The 5,951-nt window shown below is 29.5% G+C and carries 7 protein-coding genes; 5 read left to right on the top strand and 2 right to left on the bottom strand.

Annotation, left to right across the window (positions count from 1 at the left end; translation table 11 throughout):
• The 5 genes from ACH2BG_RS11120 to ACH2BG_RS11100 form a co-directional block, all read left to right on the top strand.
• A partial coding sequence (locus ACH2BG_RS11120; RefSeq protein ID WP_395047763.1) for a DUF547 domain-containing protein occupies positions 1-644 on the top strand: 644 nt, incomplete at its 5' end.
• Positions 645-757: 113 nt separating this feature from the next.
• Positions 758-1,081 (top strand): toxin-antitoxin system YwqK family antitoxin, encoded by a 324-nt coding sequence (locus tag ACH2BG_RS11115; RefSeq protein ID WP_395047762.1) that lies wholly within the window; start codon positions 758-760, stop codon positions 1,079-1,081.
• 9 nt (positions 1,082-1,090) lie between these two features.
• Complete coding sequence (locus ACH2BG_RS11110; protein ID WP_395047761.1) at positions 1,091-1,780, top strand: glycosyltransferase family 2 protein; 690 nt, start codon at positions 1,091-1,093, stop codon at positions 1,778-1,780.
• 1 nt (position 1,781) lies between these two features.
• A complete protein-coding gene (locus ACH2BG_RS11105; protein ID WP_395047760.1) occupies positions 1,782-3,263 on the top strand; it encodes a cellulose synthase family protein in 1,482 nt (493 codons plus the stop codon).
• Positions 3,264-3,494: 231 nt separating this feature from the next.
• Entirely contained in the window at positions 3,495-4,871 is a 1,377-nt protein-coding gene (locus tag ACH2BG_RS11100; RefSeq protein ID WP_395047759.1) for a mannosyltransferase, read from the top strand.
• A gap of 424 nt (positions 4,872-5,295) precedes the next feature.
• Here ACH2BG_RS11100 and ACH2BG_RS11095 read toward each other — a convergent pair whose 3' ends face one another.
• Together ACH2BG_RS11095 and ACH2BG_RS11090 are read right to left on the bottom strand one after the other, a co-directional pair.
• Positions 5,296-5,553, bottom strand: a complete 258-nt coding sequence (locus ACH2BG_RS11095; RefSeq protein ID WP_395047758.1) for a DUF6952 family protein — start codon at positions 5,551-5,553, stop codon at positions 5,296-5,298.
• 85 nt (positions 5,554-5,638) lie between these two features.
• A complete protein-coding gene (locus ACH2BG_RS11090; RefSeq protein WP_395047764.1) occupies positions 5,639-5,947 on the bottom strand; it encodes a thioredoxin family protein in 309 nt (102 codons plus the stop codon).
• Between the last annotated feature and the right edge of the window lie 4 nt (positions 5,948-5,951).

Here is a 5,951-nt window from a genome sequence, read left to right as displayed (position 1 = left end):
TTGAACAAGCTACAGAGTTTTTAAAGAAAAATGTAGCAGCAGATGGGAAAGTTGATTATTTTAAAATCAAAAAAAGTCCTGGAGAATTAATTTACATTCTAGACAATATTGCATCACTTGATACTAAGTTCAGTGATAAAAAAGTTGCAAAAGCATTTTGGATTAACGTTTATAATCTTCAAGTTATCAAAGGTGTAATTGATAAATTCCCAATAGCAACTGTTGAAACAATACCTGGATTTTTTACTGTTAATACATTTGTAGTAGGAAAACAAGAACTAACACTTGATGACATTGAAAATGTAATTTTAAGAGATTTGTTTTTTGATCCTGCGATACACTTTACTTTATCAAGTGCAGCAAATGGTGGAGCTCCACTTTTAAACACTGCTTATTTACCAGCTACAATTGAGGAGCAAATAAAAGCACGTGCTACTCTTATAATAAATTCTAAAAATTACTTTTTTATAAATAAAGATACTAAAGTGATAGAATTGTCAAAAATATTTGAATGGTACAAAAAAGATTTTGCTGTTAACTATTTTAATGAAATTGATTTTATCAATCTTTTTTTAGAAAAGAAAATAGACAATAAATTAACCGTTCAAACGTATGATTTTGATTGGTCTTTAAACAAGATATAACCCCTTTTTGTAAAATAAATATAGTAAGGTTATCTAATAATTAAAAAATGATCAAGTCCGCTTTTATAATAATTTTTCTCTGCTTTATTTCTGTTTCAGGACCAAAAACGTATGTGAAAAATTATTATAAAAATGGTAAATTGAAGTCTGAGGGATGGCTTCAACAAAATCAAAAAGTTGATTATTGGTTTTTTTATAATGAAAATGGGAGTAAAAAAGAAGAAGGTCATTTTGCAGAAAATAAAAAAATAGAATGGTGGCTGTTCTACACCAGTAAAGGTGAAATAGTAAAAAAAGTTGAATTCAAAAATAATGTAGAAGAAGGACTTTGTATTTTCTATAAAAATGGAAAAATAATAAAAGCCGCTCGCTACAAAGCAGGTTTAAAAATAAAAGAATGGAATACAATTTCGGCTTATAAAAGTGACAATCCCTGATAAACAATAATGAATATAATAAAAGTAATTATACCTGCTTACAATGAGGAAAAAGCGATAGCAAATGTTATTAATGAGATTCCTAACTATGTATCTGAAATAATTGTAATTAGTAATAAATCAACAGATAATACAATCGCAGTGGCTCAAAATGCTGGAGCCACTGTATTATCTGAAAATAATAGGGGATATGGCTATGCCTGTTTAAAGGGCCTTGAATATATTTCTCAACAAGATATTAAACCTACCATTGTCGTTTTTTTGGACGGTGACTATTCTGACTATCCCGAAGAATTAACCAAACTAATAGACCCGATACGTAGTAACAAAGTCGATTTTGTTATAGGTGCAAGAATTCCTGAATTAAGGGAAAGTGGCTCTATGACTCCACAACAAATTTTTGGAAATAAATTAGCTACTGTACTGATGAAACTTTTTTTTGGTTCAAAATTTACTGATTTAGGACCTTTCCGAGCCATAAAATACACTACTCTTGTTGATCTTGCCATGCAAGATAAAACCTATGGTTGGACAGTGGAAATGCAATTAAAAGTCTTGCGCAAACGTATTTCATATATGGAGATACCTGTTCGATATAAAAATCGAATTGGTGTATCAAAAGTATCAGGAACTGTAAAAGGTACTATCATGGCTGGAATTAAAATTATAGGTTGGATTTTTAAATACGCTTTCAAATAATATGCTGCAACTTTCTTACATCATTCTTACCATTTATTGCTTGGCTATTTTATTGCTGTTTTTTTATGGTTTTTCACAATTGAACTTATTGATTAATTATTTAAAAAATCAAAAAAAAACGGACAAATCGATACAATTTGATTTTAAAATTCCTTCGGAAATTCCACAAGTTACAATTCAATTACCTATTTATAATGAAAAGTATGTTGTCGAAAGATTGCTCATTACTATTGCAGAACTGGATTACCCAAAAGACAAATTAGAAATTCAAGTTTTGGACGATAGCACGGATGAAAGTATAATTGACACCAAAAAAATAGTTGATCGTTTATTTTCGGAAGGGTTAGATATAAAACTTATTACTAGGTCTAATCGTATTGGTTTTAAAGCAGGAGCTCTGAAAGAGGGACTAGTAACTGCAAAAGGCGAATTTATTGCTGTTTTTGACGCTGATTTTGTTCCGCAAAAAGAATGGTTACTACAAACTATTCCTTATTTTAAAGATTCAAATATTGGTGTGGTACAAACACGCTGGGGGCATTTAAATCGAAATTATTCTATACTAACTAAAATTCAAGCCTTTGCGTTAGATGCTCATTTTATATTAGAACAGGTTGGAAGAAATTCACAATCGCACTTTATTAATTTTAATGGAACTGCAGGAGTATGGCGCAAAGCATGTATCATTGATGCCGGAAACTGGGAAAGCGATACTCTAACCGAAGATTTAGATCTGAGTTATAGAGCACAACTCAAAAATTGGAAATTTAAATATTTGATCGATGTAGTTACTCCGGCGGAATTACCAGTTATTATAAGTGCAGCACGTTCACAACAATTTCGCTGGAATAAAGGAGGTGCTGAGAATTTTAGAAAAATGAACTGGCGCGTCATCACTTCAAAAAATATTTCGGTCAAAACAAAAATTCATGGTCTATTGCATTTACTGAATAGTTCTATGTTTTTGTTTATATTTTTGATGGCAGTATTGAGTGTTCCAGTAGTATTTATTAAAAGTAATTATCCACAATTAGCCGTTTTCTTTAACGTATTGGCGTTTTTTGTTTTTACTTCATTAGTGTTTTTTACTTGCTATTGGTTTACTTTCAAAAAAATTCACGGCGGGGGAATTGCTAACTTTTTTAAGTATATTGGTTTGTTTTTTACCTTTTATAGTATTGCTATGGGTTTCTCATTTCATAACACCGTCGCAGTTTTAGAGGGTCTTTGGGGTAAAAAAAGTGAGTTTGTCCGAACGCCAAAATTCAATATTGAAAGTTTAAAAGATAAATGGAAACAGAATACTTATATTTCAAAAAAAGTATCTAAAAATGTCATCATAGAGGGATTACTTTTAATTTATTTTCTTTTTGGAATCTACAGTGGTATTCGCTTGAATGATTATGGTTTGTTACCATTCCATTTAATGCTTTCCATTGGATATGGATATGTTTTTGTCAAATCAATCCAAATTACCGACTAGTTAGATTGGTCATTTAGACTTTATAATAAAATTTAAGTCGTTTGTCTATTTCAATAAAAAAACATTTTTTGGATTTCTGTAAAATAGGATGATTTACATCTATTTTGTCGCATAATATTAACTTTTGTACTTTTATTTTCTCGATAATAATAAATACTAAAATTAATGACATCACTTTGTAGAAGGAATCTGATTTTCTCTTTTGTGTAATTTGTATTTTATAGAACTCCAATGATGCAAACCAACAATGCAACTAAATTATATGTTTTATGCTGTGTATTTTTATATGCATACAATGCTTACTTTTTAGAACGAACTGATTTTCTTGCCTTGCTATTTTCTTTTGGAATACTCTTTTTTTTCACTTATAAAATTATCCAAATTGAAAAGAATAATTTTAATTTCTTAATTTTAATTTCATTGCTGTTTCGATTACTTTTTATTTTTAGTTTACCCAATTTATCACAAGATTTTTATCGATTTATTTGGGATGGTCGCCTTATTTTATTGGGACTAAACCCATTTACAAACCTTCCAAATGATTTAATTTTAGATCCAAATTTTACACTGTCACAAGCACACGAATTAGTGGGAAAAATGGGTAATTTAAGTGCATCTCATTTTTCTAATTATCCACCTATCAATCAATTATTCTTTGTTGTAGCAGGTTTTTTTAGTAATCATTCTATTCTTGGAGGAACAATAGTTTTGAGAACTATCATCATTGTAGCAGATTTTGGAACTTTGTATTTTGGCAGCAAATTATTAGAAAAATTAGGATTAGAAAAACACCGCATATTTTGGTTCCTATTAAATCCGTTAGTAATTATAGAGCTAACTGGTAATTTGCATTTTGAGGGCGTAATGCTTTTCTTTTTCATTTGGAGTATTTATTTACTACAAGAGAACAAATGGAGGGCAGCAGCTTTAATAATGGCATTATCTATTTCTACAAAACTATTGCCCTTACTGTTATTGCCTTTGTTTTTTCAAAAACTAGGATGGAAAAAAAGTTTTACTTTTTACGGAATCATAATCGGAATAAATATTTTGCTTTTTGTACCATTTTTTTCTGCTGAATTGATTTCAAATTATTCTAAAACAATTGGTTTGTGGTTTACCAATTTTGAATTTAATGCTAGTATTTATTACATTATTAGAGCCATTGGTTATTATTTTAAAGGGTACAATATTATTCAAAGTACTGGTCAAGTAATTCCAGTTTTAATGATGGTTTTTATCGTATTTCAGTCCTTTTTTGGAAAGAATAAGACAACCTTAAATTTGTTTCAAAGTTTTTTATTGGTGTTAAGCGTTTACTTTTTTACGGCTACAACTGTACATCCTTGGTACATTATTAATCTTGTGTTAATTAGTGTTTTTACAAATTTTAAATTTCCAATTGTTTGGAGTTTGATGGTGGTCGTTAGCTATTACACGTATTCTAATCCTGCATTTAAAGAAAATTTATGGTTGATTGCTATTGAATATATTGTTGTTGCTTTGGTGCTATTTAATGAGATGAAGAAAACGCCGTTTATAATTTATAGTATATTTGGAACTAGAATTAAAATGAATGAACGCACTGGCGTCAATAAAGGAGCGTAAACAAAACACTTTTAAGGAATAGAGCAACCATCACATTTAGGCAATATCTTTAAGATTTGCTTTCGTAAATATAAAGAGAACCTCAGCTCACGATAATAACCAAGAGCAATGGTGGGGCGAAAGGACGGAAGGAATTATTGCCAGCAATGCAATTGCGCACTTATATTAAATGACTGTCATGTTAAAACTACATCTTTGGGTTATCCATGGTTTTTAAACTGGAAATTTAGATTTTTAAACCTGCTTTGTCAGTACTAAAAAAATGGTATTATAATCTTTGATAAAAAATCTTACGTACTTAAAAACAAACTTAGCCAAACAATTTTTTATTATAATTGTAAACGACGATTTCTTCTCATTTAAATATAAAAAAACGCACTCGGATTGGAGTGCGTTTCAATAATTTAGTACTTGAATTCTATTTTTATTGATCAATAGATCCTAGAACACGTTTCATAAAACTGTTTAAAGCTTCTTTTTTGTCGGTTCCAGTTTTAACCAATTTATTCACTTCTAGAGCGCCATACATATTCGAAATTAATTCTCCAATAACATCTAATTCTTCGTCTTTTAGTGATGCAATTTCAGTCATTGCTTCTAAAACTTCGATTGTTTCAATAATGTAATCTTCGTCGTTTTCTTCGATAAACTGCGTTAAATGTTTGATTACAGGTAATTTCATTATTAAATTGTTTATTTGGTTATTCGCTGAAATGTTTGTTTAAAAAGAGAATCGTTACTTTAAACGAATTAGTAAAGGAATAAAATTAAACGATTTCATTTACCAATTCAATTAGTACTTCTTGTTTATTAGTTTGTGTTTCATTAACCAATTTACCATTCACAAAAGTGGCAAAAGTTGGTAAATTGCTCACATTAGCTAATTTTCTTGATTCAGGAAAGTTTTCTGCGTCAACAAGCGCAAAAGTAATTGTTTCGTTTTCTGAAGCTAATTTTTTGAATTTTGGTTTCATAATACGGCAGTTGCCACACCATGATGCCGAAAATTGAACCACTACTTTTTCTTCTTTTGCAATTAAATCTTGTAACGTATCTTCGGTTAATTCGATTAACATATTT

The sequence above is a fragment of the Flavobacterium sp. genome (assembly GCF_043779715.1).
Lineage (GTDB): Bacteria > Bacteroidota > Bacteroidia > Flavobacteriales > Flavobacteriaceae > Flavobacterium.
Note: the sequence above shows the minus strand (reverse complement) of the source record. Positions and strands in the feature narration are given on the sequence as shown.

Bases quoted from the DNA above. Each gene is read 5' to 3' on its own strand.
- ACH2BG_RS11110 (WP_395047761.1), top strand. From the start codon at position 1,091: ATGAATATAATAAAAGTAATTATACCTGCTTACAATGAGGAAAAAGCG.
- ACH2BG_RS11105 (WP_395047760.1), top strand. From the start codon at position 1,782: ATGCTGCAACTTTCTTACATCATTCTTACCATTTATTGCTTGGCTATT.
- ACH2BG_RS11100 (WP_395047759.1), top strand. From the start codon at position 3,495: ATGATGCAAACCAACAATGCAACTAAATTATATGTTTTATGCTGTGTA.
- ACH2BG_RS11095 (WP_395047758.1), bottom strand. From the start codon at position 5,553: ATGAAATTACCTGTAATCAAACATTTAACGCAGTTTATCGAAGAAAAC.
- ACH2BG_RS11090 (WP_395047764.1), bottom strand. From the start codon at position 5,947: ATGTTAATCGAATTAACCGAAGATACGTTACAAGATTTAATTGCAAAA.